This window comes from Mucilaginibacter sp. A5337 (genome assembly GCF_059690695.1).
In genome coordinates this window covers 1,165,750-1,181,953 of the sequence record NZ_JCAWEC010000001.1, presented here as the reverse complement: position 1 = coordinate 1,181,953, position 16,204 = coordinate 1,165,750, and the positions used below count along the sequence as shown (strand labels likewise).

Below are 16,204 nucleotides of genomic sequence, written 5' to 3'. Positions count from 1 at the left end.
AAAAGCAGGTAAAAAATATTTGAAATTTTTTTGAATAAAAATTGTGAAATATCCGACGAGTTTTTACCTTTGCCCCACTCCAAACCGGATTAGATTCCTGAGTAGCTCAGCCGGTTAGAGCATCTGACTGTTAATCAGAGGGTCGCTGGTTCGAGCCCAGCCTCAGGAGCAAAAGCCTCACATGTCTGTGAGGCTTTTTTTATGCCATAATATTTTGCTCAAAAGTGTGATTCCGGAGGACCGGCCCCAAAAGTTAGGAGAAATATATGTGCCAACGCCGGTCAATCATGACACAGATTCTTGTTCTTTTCATCTCGTAAATCAGCAAATCAGCAGGATTTAAAATAACTTCCATCTTCCTCCATTTTTTAACACACATCAATGTTTATTCATTTTCTGCTTTTCAATTTTGTAGCATGAAAACAGAAACATTAGAAACCTTACATAACATCGATATTGAAGAAAAGCCTACCCACAATATAGCCAACCTGAACATTGCTATTGCCGGTATTTCCATTAGCTTGTTTATGATGAACCTCGACACAAGTATTGTGAGCGTAGGATTGCCAACCATGATCAAAACGCTAAAAACAACTTTTGCTGCAGCGCAGTGGTTTGTGCTGGCCTACCTGCTTGTGCTTACCGCTTTAATTACCGCTACAGGCCGGCTTGGCGATATTGTAGGTAAAAAGAAATTGTACCTGGCGGGTATTGTAATATTTACAATGGCATCTCTGCTTTGTGGAATATCCAACAGTGCAACATTATTTATCGTATTTCGTGGTTTACAAGGTTTGGGGGCAGCTTTAATATTGGCCTTAAGCATGGCTATCGCAACCGAGCTTACGCCCCAAAAGCAGCTGGGTAAAATAATGGGTATTTTATCAACGATAACCGCACTGGGCATTGCAAGCGGACCAACCATCGGCGGCATATTGCTTTCAACTTTTGGGTGGCAGTCTATGTTTTTGGTAAATGTTCCGTTTGGAGTAGTAGCTTACGGATTGGGCTACAAGTATATATTGAGCCCTGCCATTAAAAAATCGATATCTATTGATTGGGTTGGAATAGTTTTATTGGCAGTAACCTTATCGTGTTATTGTATTGGTATGACAATGATTGAAAAAAGCGGTTTTAGTAATCCTTTGGTTTTAATATTATTAGCAATTACTGTTGTTGGTTTATTTTCATTTATTGAATTGGAGAAAAGGATAACCCATCCGTTAATAAATGTCGCTATTTTTAGAAACAGGCTTATCAGTAAAAATCTGCTTGGTACGGTACTTGTTTACACAGTAATTATTACTACAGTAATATTGCCGCCGTTCTATCTTTCAAAAGCAGCCAATTACAGCCTGGTACAGGTTGGATTAATTATGTCTTTCGGGCCTTTATTAACTGTTGCGCTAAGTATTTATGCAGGTAAAATTGCAGATAAGTATGGTGCAAAAAATGTGATGTTTTATGCTGTACTTACTATAGCAATTGGATGCTTTTGCATGAGTACAATTACCCCGGCTCAAAATATTGCAGGTTACCTTTGGCGGATAGGAATAATTGCGTTGGGGTTAAACTTTTTTAAAACGCCTAACAACACCGTTGTTATGGAAGTAGCGCGGCCAGACCAGCGCGGGCTGCTCAGTGGTTTTCTGTCGTTATCGCGGATTTTAGGGCAAATAACCGGCACAACAGTTATTGGGGTTATATTCGCTGTTTTGTCGGGCGTGTCGGGTACCTCAAAAATGGGCGGTTCGCCACAGTCAATAACATATGGCTTTGATAAAGTATTTTTGATAAACGCATTTATTGCGTTGTTTGCCGCGTTGTTAATTTACCCCAAATTCTTTAAGCAAAACGCATAATTTTATCAGGTAATAAACTCTATTGCATATTTATGAAAGAAGCATTGGCCAAATACATCCTGAAAAAGGTTAAAATGAGTGATGAAGATTTGCAGTTGATCCTTTCATATTTTAAATCGCGTACGGTTAAAAAGAAAGAAATTTTATTACACGAAGGTGGTTTGTCAAACAGGATGTATTTTGTTGTGAAGGGTTGCTTGCGGATTTATTTTATAAAGGACGTTGGCACAGAAGTTACCCGGAGGATCATATTTGAAAATGATGCATCATCTTCGATGGTGTCGTTTATTACCGAAAACCCTTCGAATGAATATATTGAAGCTGTAATGGATTCAGAGCTGCTTTATATGGACAGGAAGGATTTTTACCACCTGGTAGAAACATTGCCCGCATGGGAAAAGTTCTATCGCCATCAACTGGAATACGCCTACGTGATAAATACCAACCGGTTAATGAGTTTTATTACCAATGATGCTACCGAGCGCTATTTACTACTGCTTAAAGAAAACCCTGAAATTATAAAACGTTTACCCAACAGATTGGTGGCTAATTATTTGAATATTACACAAGAAGGTTTAAGCAGGCTGAAGTCAAAATTATAGAATGCCTTACTATAAATGAATGGGAAACCGTTAATCTCAAAGCTTATTATCTTGCCAATTGATGCACATAGCTTTTTGCTGTAACCCGGTAAACTCCCCCGGGTTTTGAGTGAAACATGCGAAAATGAGACAATATGCGCCCACTTTGATACAATATGAAGATATCCGGGCAATGCTTTTACCTACTTTTACGATTTGAATAAAATATCAATTATATACTATCCATGAACCAATCTAACCGACTTAAGTCATTGGTCGTACTGGCCTGTGCATGTTCGGCCGGTACTATGCAGGCACAGGAAAGAAAAGCACCTGCTTATCCGCTGATCACTCACAACACCTACTTTAGCATCTGGTCAAACACCGATCAGCTGAACAACGCTACCACAACACATTGGACAGGGGCCGAACACTCACTATTGGGGCTGATTAATGTGGATGGGAAGATTTATCGTTTCCTGGGAAAAGAGCAAACCAATTATAAAACAATATTAAACGCTTCTGATGAAGCGGCTTATAACGTTAGTTATACAGAAAATAAGCCAGAGGGCGACTGGACCTCGTTAAAATATGGTACTACCGGCTGGAAGTCGGGACAGGCACCGATTGGCGACGATGAGAAGAGCATAAAAACGCTATGGAAATCGGACGATATTTGGGTAAGGCGGACTTTTAATCTTAACTCGGTCTCTGCCATTAATGAACTTTTTCTGAAACTGAACCATGACGATAATGTTGAGGTGTTTCTGAATGGCACCAGGGTTTACGAAAAGAAAGGCTGGACAAGTAGTTTTCAATATTATCCGGTCAATAAAAGCGCACTTAAAGCAGGGCAGAACGTGATTGCCATCCATCTCGCTAATTCGGCGGGGGGCCGCTTTTTAGATTTTGGCCTTGTTGATAAATTGAAAGACAATGCCGCTCAAATATCACTGGCCGAACAAAAAAATGTAGAAGTTAAGGCAACGCAAACCGTTTACAATTTCGCCGCCGGAAAAGTGGATCTTCAGCTAACATTTACTTCACCACTGTTGTTGAATGACCTGAATTTATTATCCCGTCCGGTTTCGTATATCAATTATAAAGTGAATGCAAACGACGGAAAAAATCACGCTGTAAAGATTTTTCTCGGTGCGTCATCTGATATCGCAGTCTATCAGCCTACCCAGGCAGTTAGTGCACAAAAATATGTTACTGCCAGGCTTTCAGTCTTGAAAACCGGCACTGTTGAGCAGCCTGTTCTTCAAAAGGGAGGCGATGATATGCGTATAGACTGGGGATATTTTTATGCAGCTACGCCAAAAACTGCAGGAGCGGTTCAATTTATTACCAAAGGCAGCGAAGCCGCCGACGCATTCAGGAAGGGATCTGTTTTATCAACTGAAACTAAAGGCCGTTCACTTTCATTAAATACCATTGTTCCTTTCGGAACTGTTGGCAAAACCGCTGTTGAGCGTTTTGTTGAGTTAGGTTATGACGAAGGGGTTTCGGTACAGTATTTCAATACCGATTTGAGGCCATGGTGGAATAACTCGGGCAAAGCTACCATTGAAGGCGAATTGACCGATGCCTTGAATGAATACCAGGCTGTTATGCAAAAATGTAATACCTTTGATAAAGAGGTTTATGCGGACGCCCTACGCTCGGGAGGAAAAGAATATGCCCATTTGTGCGTATTGGCCTATCGTCAAAGCATTGCTGCGCATGCGCTGGTAAAAAGCCCTGCAGGTGAAACCTTATGGCTATCCAAAGAAAATAATAGCGGCGGCTTTATTAATACCGTTGATGTCACTTACCCATCTGCCCCGTTATACCTTATCTATAACCCGGAACTGGTACAGGGCATGTTAAACGGGATATTTCATTTCAGTGAAACAGGCAAATATCCGCACCCATGGGCTGCGCACGATCTGGGCACTTATCCAAAGGCCAACGGGCAGACTTACGGCGAGCCGATGCCGGTAGAGGAATCTGGTAACATGATCATCCTTTGTGCTGCTATTGCCAAAGCGGAAGGCAATGCCGGTTATGCAAAAAAACACTGGCAAACGTTAACTACCTGGGTTGATTACCTTGCCAAAGAAGGTTTGGATCCGAAAACCCAGTTATGTACAGATGATTTTGCCGGACATTTGGCACGTAACGCCAACTTATCGGTAAAAGCCATTGTTGCAATAGCTTGTTATGCACAAATGGCCGAAACATTAGGTGAAACGGAAACTGCTAAAAAATATCGCGCCATAGCCGAAGGCATGGTACCTGAGTGGATAAAGATGGCTGATGCAGGCGATCACTATGCGCTCACTTTCGATAGCAAAGATACCTGGAGCCAGAAATATAACCTGGTTTGGGACAAGGTGCTGGGGCTGCATTTATTCCCTCAGAAAGTGTATGATACCGAAACCCGGTATTACCTTACTAAAATAAATAAGTTCGGTATTCCGCTGGATAGCCGTAAAGCATATACCAAGAACGATTGGATAGCCTGGACAGCAACTTTTGCTCCTCAAAAGGATCAGTTCGAAGCATTGATCAAGCCGCTTTATATCCACGCTTTGGAAACCCCGTCACGTGTGCCGCTCAATGATTTTTATGATTCAAATACAGGTATCAGGGAAAACTTTAAAGCAAGGAGTGTAGTAGGTGGCTTTTATATGAAAATGCTGGCTGATAAACTGAACGCAAAGTAATTTCCCGGGTAAATATTTAAGAGTCACATACGGCTTTTCTGTTAAGATTGACAGGACTGTATGTGGCTCTTATAATATCAGCGCCCTATTCTTTTATCCTGTAAAATGAATAATAACAACTTAAGTACTAAACCACATTACCCGATATTGGATGGTTTACGCGGAGTTGCAGCCATTATCGTAGTTACCTTTCACCTAACCGAACCGCTGGGGACTGGTCACCTGGATATCATCGTTAATCACGGCTACCTGGCTGTCGATTTCTTTTTCCTGTTATCAGGTTTTGTTATAGGCTACGCTTATGACGATCGCTGGGATAAAATGACAGTTGGCAGTTTTTTTAAGCGCAGGATAGAGCGCCTTCAACCCATGGTGGTTTTGGGGATGACCCTGGGCGCTATCGGATTCTATTTTACCGACTCTACTATATGGCCGCTTATCCATACTGTACCTGTGTGGAAAATGCTGCTGGTAATGCTGATTGGTTATACCATCCTGCCGGTGCCTTTATCGCTTGATATACGTGGCTGGGAAGAGATGCACCCTATGAATAGTGTAGGTTGGTCGTTATTTTTTGAGTATATCGCCAACATTCTTTATGCGGTTTGGATCAGAAAGTTTTCAAAAACTACATTGACAGTATTAGTATGCATTGCGGCTGTAGCACTCGCTCACCTGGCAATCACCAATGGGGATGTCAGCGGCGGCTGGACGTTGAATTTGGAGCAGCTGCGTGTAGGTATTACCCGCACTATATATCCTTTCTTTGCCGGCCTGCTGCTTTCACGTGTGGTAAAACCTACCCGCATTAAAAAAGCATTTTTGTGGTGTAGTTTGTTAGTGGCTATCGTACTGTACATGCCGCGCATCGGTGGCGCCAACCATCTTTGGATGAACGGGATTTATGAATCAGTTTGCATTATTATTGTTTTCCCGCTTATCGTTTACCTTGGCGCCAGCGGCGCGATACAAACTCAAAAAGAAAACAGGATATGCAAATTCCTGGGTGATATATCCTATCCACTTTACCTGGTTCATTATCCGCTGGTTTATTTTTATGTGGCATGGATCAGCAATCATAAAGGTGTAACTATTGTACAGGCCTGGCCTTATGCCTTAGCTATTTTGATAGGGGCAGTTATCCTGGCGTATATCACTTTGAAATGGTATGATGAGCCGGTTCGTAAATGGCTGCGGAAAAAGCTTGACTAAAAAGCTTGACTAAAAAGCGGACTGGGGGCGGGCTTAGTATACCTGATAAACGAGGCTGTATCATAAATCACCATGATCAGCCTCTTTTCTTTTCAGCTACTTAAACGATATATGGTTTTGGTTGGATTAACTCTACTAAAAAAGGGGGTTAACAGGGTTAACACAATTTAAGGCTAATATTTACTTATATATTTTATAATCAGTTAATTGATTGTGTTTTTGTTGAAAAACATGTAACCCCCATTTTGTATAAATATTATCGGCTAAATTTCAATTCATAGGTAACAAAACACCAGGGGGCAATTTGATTTATGATACAGCCTCATTTCAGTAATCATTGTTACCTGTTAACTCTTCCATATAATTAAGAAGTTCATTCGTGTTGCCGGCTTAATGTTATAGGTTGTCCAGGGTGAACTTTTGGTGCTATATCAAGGCATTGGTATAGCATCGAACAGACTTATAGTAAACGATTGATCTTCAGTGTGTATGTCAGTTAGGATATCCGTTGGTTTAAATTTTTAACGAAAGAATAAATATTATCTGCCTGGAAAATATATATCGTCTTTTTTCTTGTTATTTCCTGTTGGTTAATTAGTTATATTAAAGATTATCAATGTTTTATGTAGTATTTTTTCGATATTTATTTTATAAATCCCTTGTTATTAAATATGGCGTTTTGTAGCTTTATAACCTAAGCGTTATCAATTGGAAAGTCTTATCACAAATTTTCCGAGACGATTATTCTGATAAAAGCGTGACCCGGTCCGGGCTTTTATGGACTTGGATTTAATGCATCATCAGAGTTTGCCAAAAAGTTGAATCAGACCTTATAGATATTTTCAGAATTAATACGGTTTTATATCGTAAAATTTATTCACCTATAACCTTAATATCATGGCACAAATGAAAAATGCTGTTAAAATATTCATTTCTTATGCGTCTCAGGATAAAAATTATTTGCTGGACATAAAGAAATGGTTAAGGTACGCCCAACATGAAAATATCACCATTTGGGACGATGGTGAACTTGGCTTGGCTAAAAGCTGGGATCAAACTATAAAGGCTCGCCTTAATGAAGCAGACATCGTATTGTTCCTAATCAGTATTGACTTTCTTTCATCAAGATATATTCAGGAAATAGAATTGAAGCAGGCTCTTGACCGACACCGGGCTGGCAAATGTTATTTAGTACCTGTTTTTGTAAGGCATTGTATCCTCGACGAACTTGATGAGGTAATGGTATTCCAGGGCTTTCCAAAAGGCACCTTTTTTAGTGATCTTACGCACGAGCTTGACAGGTACTATACCGAATTTCAACGCAAAATAACTGCACTGATAGGCGAGGTACGAATAAATAATTTTGGCATTGTTGGGGAAGATCATGAAGTATCGGGGCAAGGGCTTGAGCAAAAGGAGCAGGCAATTACGATAAGGGAGCAGGAGAATTATCAAAAGAAGATACTGCTGGCGCCGGTAAAATCACATATTGCGCTTATGTTGGCCGATGCATTGGCTAGCCAAATAGAACGGGAAAAAAAATATCAGAGTTGGGAATTCACGCTTATTCAGCCCTCTGATGAAGCCAAATTTGAAGAGGAGATGGCCAACTCCCTTTATACTGTACACATTTTTACATCACAAAATGAAATAAATGATGGCGCGGAGCGGGGCATGTTCGATTTTGCATTTAAAAACACTCAAAATTCGGAGTTTAAATCTTCATTGATCTGGCTCAGTTCGCCGGATCTGGAAGATAAGCTACCTGCAGAAATGAAGGCATGTACCATTATCAAAGGCTTACCAAGCGATTTGACGGACAATATTAAAGTGAACGAAATTAAGCGCCAGGAAATAATTGATAACAAAAAGAAAATATTCCTGCCGAAATTAAGTGTTTTTATGATGTATGATTTTGAAAAAGATCATGGGTCGCCAATCAGAATAAAACTAAAGCGGGAACTGGAAGGAAGAGGTGAGATACTTAGCGACTTTGCTCCGCCTAACTATACTAACGATGTTATTGAAAATTATCTAAACATATCTGAAGGTGTAATTATATTTTATGGTAATTCAACCATTAACTGGTACTGCCATTGGCAAGATCAGATTCAGAAAATGTTTAGTCGATGTTCAAGGGCGGTTTATATAGATAATCCGGATAAGATAGATAAGTTGGAACGGGACGTAAACAATAAGGCTTTTTTAGTAATGCAGGAGGAAGGCCTGATAAGGCAATATGTAGATCAGTTTATCACTAACCTTAAAAACTCATCAAACTGTCATGGCATCTGAAATAAAAGTTTCATCTCAAACCTCATCGGTTGACGCCGACAACGACCTTTATCAAAATGAGCCTCCATTTGAAGTTGATGAGTTTTACTGGAGAGTGCAGTATGAAGGATCAAAACTTATACAGTTATCTCCTGAGGCAATTGCTGAATGCCCTTTTCCGGGTATGCGTCCATTTAAAACCACCGAGCACGAACTGTTTTATGGAAGAGATAACCAGGTGAAAGAGTTGCTAAAAAGGCTGGATACCAATAATTTTTTGGCCGTTTTAGGAAGTTCAGGCTCCGGTAAATCATCGCTGGTTCGTGCCGGCCTCATCCCGGCTTTATTTGGCGGGCGAATTAGCAATACAGGCAGCGATTGGAAAATTGTTATATGCAGACCCGGACGGGATCCTATAAAAAACCTATCTGTTGCATTTGCAAACATTGATTTTCCCGAGTATCCTGAAGGTGAAAATTTAAATGAGCGCTACAAGCGGGAAATACTTGAAAAGTCTGATAAGCTGGAAGTACTGCTTCAGAAATCTACTTTCGGTATTTTGGAGGTATTTGACCAATTACTTCATGAAAAGCAAAAATTGCTGATCATCATCGATCAGTTTGAGGAATTATTCAGATTTGACAGAAAGGAATTAAAGAGCAAAAACATCAGTAAGCGCGACATAGAGCAGCATTTTGTCAAATTACTGAGGCAAGCTTCATCCGGCTTAAATCCCAATATATACCTGGTAACCACCATGCGGTCGGAGTTTTTAGGTGAGTGCGTGAAATTTAGAGGCTTACCCGAAGACATAAATAAGAGCCAATATCTTGTTCCGCAGTTGGAACGCGACCAGGTTAGGAAGGTAATAAACGGTCCTATAACAAGAAGCGGCTGGGAGATTGATCAGTCATTAACAGAAATGCTGGTTAATGAAATAGAGAATGGCAGCGCAAAGGATAACCAGGACCAATTACCCATATTGCAGCATGCCCTTATGCGCACTTTTAAATATGCTGTTGCCAATCATCCTGAAAATAAAAGGATAACTAATTACGACTATGAGAAAATTGGTGGCATTAAGGAAGCAATAGAATGGCATGCAGAAGAAGTATTTACGGAAATTGGCAAGGACGCCCCTAAAAATAAAGATGGGTTATCCGAAAAGCAGGAGATCGCAAAAATAATATTTCAGGCATTAACTGATGCCTCGTCTGAAGAAAAGGGAGGTAGGCGGCCAACCGAACTTGTTAATATTTATAACATTGCTAAGGTAATAACAAGCGATACCAGCCAAATTAACGATGTGATTAATGAATTTAGGGCAGTGGGAACATCGTTTATTATGCCGCCACCAGATACGGATCTGCACAGGTTCATAATGTTGGATATTGTTCACGAAAGTTTAATGCGCAACTGGTTGCGGTTAAAAGACTGGGCAAAACAAGAAGCCGAAAATGCCGACCGTTATAATCGCCTGGATGAACGACGTAAGAATAGTGAAGATTTATCGCGTTTTCTGTTGAACGGTCTTATAAGATGGAGAGATGAGGAAAAGCACAATGCATATTGGGCATTGCGATATCAGAAAATTGATGAAGAGGATAAGCAAAAGTCGGATACAGAAATAAGGCAGTTAAAACTGGAGCTTTACAAGAAGAATATAGACTATTTAACGGCAGAAGAGGATAAAGCTGAACAATCGGTTAAAAAAGAGGCGGCAGAAAGGCGCCGTACTTTTACCCGGCGAATAATTTCAGTGGCCGGAGGTATTATTGGGTTGATTTTGTTGATAGCTATCATACAGGTGCGGGACCAAAAACGGGCTGCGGAGGATGCATCAGCTTCTTTTAGAATAACGTTTTCGAAGTTTTATAACGGCCTATCGTTGGATTTGCAGAAGAAGGCAATAAAACTGCTGAAGCCCTATTATCTGTACGACCTAAATGAAAAGGAAAGGGCAGATACAGCGCGAATAATTAAATCATTAAATATAGCTGTGAGTGCCCTGGCCGACTCAGGCAGCATAACTACAAATCTGGCCCTCGCACGGTCTGTTATGGCTTTAAAAATAGATTCAAATGAGGTAGTTAAGAATATATCCCAAAATATTTTAAAAAATTACCGATTCTATCAACAGCAGTTTTCAATTGGCAGATATTCATATTCATACCCTGGAAGCATTTATCTTTTAGATTCATTAACGATGGTTTTATCCGATGCCCGAACGAGTTATCGCTATAGGTTTGCAGGCAAAAAATTAGAAGCCGTTGACACCATTCAATATTTAGATTACAACGCATTGGCTGCTGATGTGCGCCGAGCTTATACTACTGATTTTGAACCTTTAGCTATAAAAGATAATTATTATGACAAGGAACAGCAGATGTTTTATTTTTTTTCGTCGCAAAAAATTTATAAGCGAGGCCTGGTTCCGGCAAAAACTAAAAGTGTGGACGCGCCATTTAAAGGTCGATTTTCTTTAGCTTGCTTTTTACCAGGTGAGAGGCAGATCATATTTGCAAGATCGGGCAGTGCCAAAAATGCAACGGAAAGTTCAAAAAAAATGCTGTATGATACAGCAAGATATAGTTTGTATAAATGTACGGTTGATGGTTTAAATATCATGCCGATAGAAGCCAGCATGCCGCTGGGACAAATAACGGTTATGAAATCGGATTTATACCGTAACCGTGTAATATTGGGGTGGAAGGATGGTTCTTTAGGCCTACTAAAGTTTGCCAAGGACAGGAAGCCGGAACTGCTTATTCAAGCAAAGGGCAATGGCCCGGATAACGGTATTTTAGATGTTGATATATCTAAGCGTGGACTAGCAGCTGTGCTAACAAGAGGATATAAAATTAAATTTTTTAATACGGTGGATAGTAACCAAACACCACCAAACCCAATTTCTTTACCTTCAACATTTGGAGGAGATATACCATCGAAAATTATAATATCTCCCGATGGGCATTTCGTTTTTTTATATGGTTCATGGGGCGGCATATTATATGATTTGAGTGACAGGAAAAACACCATCAGATACGCCTTCAGCGGTAGCTATCTCAAAGGGCGCAAACTTAGTGTCGACGGTTTTTATTCTGCAGTTTTCATTAACAATAGTATTATCACAATTTCAACTTTAGGCTTGAAAGTTTGGCAGTTAAGCCCTGGTTACGAAAACGCTACGCAGGCATTTAATTCTTCCAGTAAACCCTATTTGTCTTTGTATGACGGACTGACAACAGGACTTATTACATTAGATGATGTAAAGAAATCCGAGGACGTGGATGACATCGAGCGAACTGTATGGAGTTATTTTAGATTATTAAGCGATACAACACGATCTAACGCTTCTAAAAGAAGTCGGTTGGATACAATTACCCGGCTTAATGAACAAATGAAAAATTTAAGTAGCATTGGTTTCAGAAATTACGTAGAGAATAATAGCATTATAACGTTAAGAGTTAATGCTATTGATTATAAGGCGGGGGGCAGAGATTATAAAAAATTTATACAAAGATTACAAAAATGCCAACACCTGCTGAATATAGATACCTCTGCAATAAATAATGGCAATAGAGCTTTAATTTCAAGTGAGATTGTTTGGTATCAAATACTTAGCAAGGATTTTGAAAGCGCATTGCAAACAGCGCTCAAATCTTCTAACGAGAAAAGAATAAAAACAATTTTTTCAAATCTCAATTCGGAACTAATTTCCCAAAAAAGCCTCGCTGTTGCTTTGATAGTTTTAAAACGTTATAACGATGCGGAGGCAATTATTAATAAATATGCGAAAAGCTTATCAGAGCTCTATTTTCCTAATGATACCCACTATGGCAACTCGCAATTTTTTGATAGTTTTAATGATGCCTTGCAAAAAGACATAGAAAGCCTTGAAAAAGAGGGGATAATTCAGAGTGATGATCCCGAAATAAGTAAGATTAAAAAGAAGCTCACTATTGCTAAAACAACGGTTTACTAATGCCATATCATTAAAGCAAAGCAAAAATGGAAGAAAAGTCTCTTGAAATTTTATACGAACATTATAAGGATACGTTCGATCAGATTAAGGAAGCACTACAAAAAAGGTTTGCATATACCCTAACTTGTCTTATTATAATAGCTGTATTCTCCTTGCAATTAACCAGTCCGGATAATGCAAAACAAATAGCTGCAGTGGTTATTAAAAACAAAATAGGCGACATTCATATCAACTTTAATTTTATTAGTAATATTATCACGTTTGCGTTGTTATGGGCCTCAATGCTTTATTTTCAGGTTAATACAACAGTTGAGCGGTTATATAAATATATTCATCAATTGGAAGATCAATTGTGTCAAAAGTTAACCAGTCCGGTAATAACACGGGAAGGGAAGTTTTATTTCAATGACATGCCATGGCTAACAACACTTATATACTGGATATACGTACTGATTTTTCCATTAATTATTATCGGCGCAGCAATACTTAAGTGGATTAACGATTTCAAAAGTTTAAAAAGTGATGTTTTTTATTTCGAAATAGACACACTTTTTATCCTGTTAATTTGTATTATCTCTTTCTTATATCTTTATTACCGCTTGAGCGGAAAAATTAAGAGATTATGTAAAAAGGTATTTAACAGAGAGGGTCTAAAACTCTCCCCAGTAGCTGTTGATGAAGCCTCTGAGTTAATTGCTAAATTCACTAATGATCAATAAATGTTCTCGCTGTTAGCTTAATTGTTTTTGGCATAGGAAGATTTAACTATAGGGAGAGAAGTAAACCTGCATGTTTTCAGCGGCTTGTAGCTCAATTGTTAGCACAGGTAATATGATGTTAATAACAAATTGAATAAAATTGTGAAATATCAATGAAAATTATACTTTTGCAATCCCCAACCGGATTAGATTCCTGAGTAGCTCAGCCGGTTAGAGCATCTGACTGTTAATCAGAGGGTCGCTGGTTCGAGCCCAGCCTCAGGAGCGAAAAAGCTTCACATGTTTGTGGGGCTTTTTTTATGCCCGTAACTTTCAGAGTGATAAAAAAGTGTGTCGAAACTAAAATAGGTTTGAAATTTCATTAATCGAATACTAAAAGCTCGACATTAAAACTTCCTCGTTATCATTAACTTTCAGCTAATGGCCCTGTTATTTTAAACCTACGAAAAATTTCCTAACTAATATTTGTTTCGTACGAAAACTTTTCTACCTTTGTTTGGGAGATAGATATGAATACACCAAACAAACCGATAGAACCCACTAAATCTGAGCTCGAAATACTGCAGGTATTATGGGAAAAAGGCCCTTTAACTGTACGTTTGGTAAATGATGAGTTGTTGAAGCAAAAGGATGTAAACTACACCACAACGTTAAAGCTCATGCAAATCATGGCCGATAAAGGTATCCTGAAACGCGATGAAAGCCAGATGAAGCACATATACAGTGTAGTAGAGGAGGAGCAGCAAACCAAGGCGCATCTGCTGGATAAGTTTGTGGATACCATGTATAAAGGCTCGGCCGGTAAACTGGTGATGCAGCTATTAGGGAACAAAAAAACCTCGCAGGAGGAATTGCAGGAGATCAAAGACCTGCTTAAAAAACTGGAAGAATAACTAATTCAGTAAACCAAATCGTTATGGATGTTACCATTGTAAAAGCAATGCCCGATTACCTGGTTAAAGCACTTTGCAGTACGCTGATCCAATCGCTGTGGCAGGGCGTATTACTTGCTGCATTGGCGGGTATCATTATAGTTTGCACCCGGCGTTCGAGCCCGGCAAACAGGTATAATTTATTAATAGCGGGGCTGGCAATTTTTGCCTGCACAGTTGCATTCACTTTTGTATACGAATTAAACCAGGAAAAGGCGCTTAAGGCAACGTCAGTAGCCGGTCGGCAGATCACCATCAATGCAAATGTTATTGCGCAGCCTCAATCCGGTTCAAAACCAAGCGATTATAAAGCTATCTCAGGTTTTTTAAATGAGCATTCTAATGGCATTGTTTTTATCTGGTTTTTGGTGGTGATGGTGCGCACCTTGCAGTTAATGACCGGTTTACAGGGCCTTTACTATCTGCGTCGCCGTCAAATCCTGGCTGTAAGCAAGGATTGGGAAAGCCGGGTAAAACAATTGGCTTTGCAATTAGGTATTAAACGCCTGGTTAACATTGCCGAATCGGGAATAGCCAAAGTGCCTATGGTTATAGGTCATCTAAAACCGCTGATCCTGATCCCGGCAGGGCTAATCACAGCCATGCCCCCGGCAGAGATCGAAACCATCCTGGTGCACGAGTTAGCACACATCCGCCGCCGCGACTATATCATGAACCTGTTGGTAAGTATGATGGAGGTGGTGTTATTTTTTAACCCCGCTGTACTATGGATAGTCTCGCTTATCCGTGCCGAACGTGAAAACTGCTGCGACGATATTGTGATTAAGCATACCGCTAATAAAGTCACTTATATTAAAGCACTGGTGGCTTGTCAGGAATACCAATTGGCTGCGCCTGCTTATGCGATGGCGCTTAGTGGCAGCAAAAATCAACTGATGGGTCGGGTAAAGCGGATCCTTTCTAATAATAATCAATCGTTGAACGTAATGGAACGGTCAATGCTGGCTGTTGCCCTGGTTTCGACAGTCCTGCTCACAACGGCTTTTTCAAACAGGGAAAACATAGATCAGTTAGTTCACAAGATGGTGCATGCCGGTAAAGCGGCGCTGGCGCCCCGCAAGCAAACAAAATCGCCGGTTAATCCTGTTAGGCGCAAACGCGTTGAAAAAAATGTACATACGGTTTCGTCGGCGGCAAAGGATACTTCCTATAAAACACAGTATGATACCTCGCGGTTCAGGATCTACCGGCCTGATGAGGTTAGCGACCATACTTCCCTAACCTCATCTAATGGCGGTGTACAAACCCGCTTGCTCAAGATGGATGGTGTATTATACCAGGTGAATTCATTATATGAAAGAATTACCTCCATGCAGGTTAATGGCAAAACTATACGGCCTGATGAATATGCACCTTTTTTGCTTATTGTTGATAAGGAAATGCAACGCAAGCCGGTAGTTGCACCTGTTGCTTATGTTGCAAAGGCAGCAAAGGTGGCCCGGCAGGCTGATCCGATAACCCCAATAAATGCCAATTGGGCGGCCGGCAATACAACCGGCCAGCCAGCTTTAAGGAAGCTTAATGGAAACCTTGGCAGCCTTAAACCAACATCGGGTGCTTATGACGCAAGCAGTAAGGCTTATCATGCCACAGCCGCAAATTATAGTGCTGTTAATCCTTATCCGGCCAATTACAAAGCTTATCATGATGATTCTAACCGGGCTAAGCTAACCGATGATCTCATTACCGAAGGTATTATTCATAGCCGCGATGAACTAACCTCATTTAAATTAAGCGATACAGAGTTTATTGTTAACGGCAAAAGGATACCCGACGACATTTATCAGAAATTTAAGAAAGCATACGTAAAGCAACCCGAAAAAGGTAAGCAGGGAAGCTGGGCCTGGATGTTCAACTATTCTGAACAAACGGCAGCCGGCGATCAGCCGCAATAACCTACAAATACA

Annotated in this window: 9 protein-coding genes and 2 tRNA genes; all 11 read left to right on the top strand. The window is 40.1% G+C overall.

All coding sequences use genetic code 11. From position 1 onward, the window contains the following. The first annotated feature begins 95 nt into the window (after positions 1–95). The 11 genes from AC59JO_RS04850 (at position 96) to AC59JO_RS04800 (ending at position 16,192) form a co-directional block, all read left to right on the top strand. Positions 96–169: transfer RNA gene (locus AC59JO_RS04850), tRNA-Asn, on the top strand. 247 nt (positions 170–416) lie between these two features. Then, positions 417–1,862, top strand: coding sequence for an MFS transporter (locus tag AC59JO_RS04845; protein WP_497303761.1), 1,446 nt, complete (start codon positions 417–419; stop codon positions 1,860–1,862). 32 nt (positions 1,863–1,894) lie between these two features. After that, entirely contained in the window at positions 1,895–2,464 is a 570-nt protein-coding gene (locus tag AC59JO_RS04840; RefSeq protein ID WP_091217519.1) for a Crp/Fnr family transcriptional regulator, read from the top strand. A 224-nt stretch (positions 2,465–2,688) separates the two neighbouring features. Next, positions 2,689–5,154 (top strand): glutaminase family protein, encoded by a 2,466-nt coding sequence (locus AC59JO_RS04835; RefSeq protein WP_497303759.1) that lies wholly within the window; start codon positions 2,689–2,691, stop codon positions 5,152–5,154. 105 nt (positions 5,155–5,259) lie between these two features. Next, positions 5,260–6,366, top strand: coding sequence for an acyltransferase family protein (locus AC59JO_RS04830; protein WP_497303757.1), 1,107 nt, complete (start codon positions 5,260–5,262; stop codon positions 6,364–6,366). Positions 6,367–7,263: 897 nt separating this feature from the next. Further along, on the top strand, positions 7,264–8,661 hold the full coding sequence (locus AC59JO_RS04825; RefSeq protein ID WP_497303755.1) for a toll/interleukin-1 receptor domain-containing protein: 1,398 nt from the start codon (positions 7,264–7,266) through the stop codon (positions 8,659–8,661). Beyond that, complete coding sequence (locus tag AC59JO_RS04820) at positions 8,651–12,625, top strand: nSTAND1 domain-containing NTPase (protein WP_497303753.1); 3,975 nt, start codon at positions 8,651–8,653, stop codon at positions 12,623–12,625. Before AC59JO_RS04825 ends, AC59JO_RS04820 begins: the two co-directional genes overlap by 11 nt. Before the next feature lie 26 nt (positions 12,626–12,651). After that, positions 12,652–13,344, top strand: a complete 693-nt coding sequence (locus AC59JO_RS04815) for a hypothetical protein (RefSeq protein WP_497303751.1) — start codon at positions 12,652–12,654, stop codon at positions 13,342–13,344. A 191-nt stretch (positions 13,345–13,535) separates the two neighbouring features. After that, a tRNA-Asn gene (locus AC59JO_RS04810) sits at positions 13,536–13,609 on the top strand. Positions 13,610–13,853: 244 nt separating this feature from the next. After that, positions 13,854–14,237 (top strand): BlaI/MecI/CopY family transcriptional regulator, encoded by a 384-nt coding sequence (locus AC59JO_RS04805; protein WP_497303749.1) that lies wholly within the window; start codon positions 13,854–13,856, stop codon positions 14,235–14,237. 23 nt (positions 14,238–14,260) lie between these two features. Beyond that, positions 14,261–16,192: a M56 family metallopeptidase gene (locus tag AC59JO_RS04800; protein ID WP_497303747.1), complete on the top strand. Its 1,932-nt coding sequence runs from the start codon at positions 14,261–14,263 to the stop codon at positions 16,190–16,192. The last annotated feature ends 12 nt before the right edge of the window (positions 16,193–16,204 follow it).

Excerpts from the sequence above, each read along its gene's own strand:
- AC59JO_RS04845 (WP_497303761.1), top strand. The coding sequence starts at position 417 with ATGAAAACAGAAACATTAGAAACCTTACATAACATCGATATTGAAGAA.
- AC59JO_RS04840 (WP_091217519.1), top strand. The coding sequence starts at position 1,895 with ATGAAAGAAGCATTGGCCAAATACATCCTGAAAAAGGTTAAAATGAGT.
- AC59JO_RS04835 (WP_497303759.1), top strand. The coding sequence starts at position 2,689 with ATGAACCAATCTAACCGACTTAAGTCATTGGTCGTACTGGCCTGTGCA.
- AC59JO_RS04830 (WP_497303757.1), top strand. The coding sequence starts at position 5,260 with ATGAATAATAACAACTTAAGTACTAAACCACATTACCCGATATTGGAT.
- AC59JO_RS04825 (WP_497303755.1), top strand. The coding sequence starts at position 7,264 with ATGGCACAAATGAAAAATGCTGTTAAAATATTCATTTCTTATGCGTCT.
- AC59JO_RS04820 (WP_497303753.1), top strand. The coding sequence starts at position 8,651 with ATGGCATCTGAAATAAAAGTTTCATCTCAAACCTCATCGGTTGACGCC.
- AC59JO_RS04815 (WP_497303751.1), top strand. The coding sequence starts at position 12,652 with ATGGAAGAAAAGTCTCTTGAAATTTTATACGAACATTATAAGGATACG.
- AC59JO_RS04805 (WP_497303749.1), top strand. The coding sequence starts at position 13,854 with ATGAATACACCAAACAAACCGATAGAACCCACTAAATCTGAGCTCGAA.
- AC59JO_RS04800 (WP_497303747.1), top strand. The coding sequence starts at position 14,261 with ATGGATGTTACCATTGTAAAAGCAATGCCCGATTACCTGGTTAAAGCA.